This is a genomic window from Clostridium tarantellae (genome assembly GCF_009295725.1).
Taxonomy (GTDB): Bacteria; Bacillota; Clostridia; order Clostridiales; family Clostridiaceae; genus Sarcina; species Sarcina tarantellae.
Genome location: NZ_WHJC01000518.1, coordinates 1 through 1,236, shown reverse-complemented (window position 1 = coordinate 1,236; position 1,236 = coordinate 1). Strand labels below are relative to the sequence as shown.

The following is a 1,236-nucleotide window of genomic DNA, read 5'->3' as shown; positions in this document are numbered from 1 at the left end:
AATATATATGGTCTTTTATTGCTCTTAAAATCAAATATAAAGCATTTTTTATTTTAAAGGCATAATATACTATTATTTATGTAAAAATCTATTAAATCTTAATTTTAAAGCTATTATCGACAAATTATATAATCTATTTGGTTTTTTATAGTATTATTTTTATTCCCATCCTAATAATTGATTTTCATAAGCATTCCAATCTTCAACCTCTCTTTGAGAATAATCAGTAAATAAAAGTTTTTTAGGATTATTATTTGAATTAGTTATAGTATTATTTATAGTTATATTTTTGTTAGTTTTAAAATCATTTAAAACTTTTAATAAATATGCTTTGTTACTTTTTATTTCTCCATTAGCAAAAGCTTCTGTATTGCATATAGTTGTAATTGCTCTAAGAATATCATTTATACAAAATGTAATTAATAATGCTTTTACATCTGCTTTTTTTAACTTAAAATTTAATAATTGACAATGTTCTAAAATTTCTAATATTTCTTTATCTTTATAATTTATAGAATCTTGTATATTTATTTCTTTATTTTCTTTAACTAAAGTTCCAATTTCTATATTTTTATCATCTTCTTCAATTTTGTTGTTTTCATTTTCACTAACATTATTCTTTTTTAATTTTTTTATAGAAGAAGATTGTTTTATAGTCTCTGTTGTAGTCTCTGTTGTAGTCTCTGTTAAAGATTTTACCTTTTGGGTAAATTGGATTTTACCTTTTGGGTAAATTGGATTTTCCCCTTTGGGTAAATTGGATTTTCCCCTTTGGGTAAAATCCAAAGAATCGCAAGAAGTCAACATTTCGTTAATATTATCTATTAAAATTTCTAAATTTAATTTAATATGTTTTTTTGGTGCACCATCAAATTTTTTTAATTTAGTAGTAACTATTCCTTTACTCTCTAATAGTTTTATAGATCTATCAAATTGTTTAGCAGATATTCTACATTCTTCCCACCAATCTTCTCTTCCTTTAGCAAGCCAAAGCTCTTCATTTATAATAACTCTTAATTTACTTTTACCTTTTGAGTTTGGTAAATTCCAATAAACTATTTGAGATAATAAAACTCCACTAACTAAATCACCAGCAACATCTACATATATTTTTTTTAAATCTATTGTGTCTCTAGTTGTTTGTTCCCATAGTAAAAAATCTTTATAATCCATTAAAAAAAACTCCTTTCATATTTATAAAACAAATAAGAAAGAAGTCTATATAATAAAATACAT

The 1,236-nt window shown here is 22.4% G+C and carries 1 protein-coding gene; it reads right to left on the bottom strand.

Annotated elements, in window-relative coordinates; genetic code table 11:
• Positions 1-159 precede the first annotated feature (159 nt).
• Entirely contained in the window at positions 160-1,173 is a 1,014-nt protein-coding gene (locus GBZ86_RS16045) for a hypothetical protein (protein WP_152892328.1), read from the bottom strand.
• Positions 1,174-1,236: the final 63 nt, after the last annotated feature.

Bases quoted from the DNA above. Each gene is read 5' to 3' on its own strand.
- GBZ86_RS16045 (WP_152892328.1), bottom strand. From the start codon at position 1,173: ATGGATTATAAAGATTTTTTACTATGGGAACAAACAACTAGAGACACA.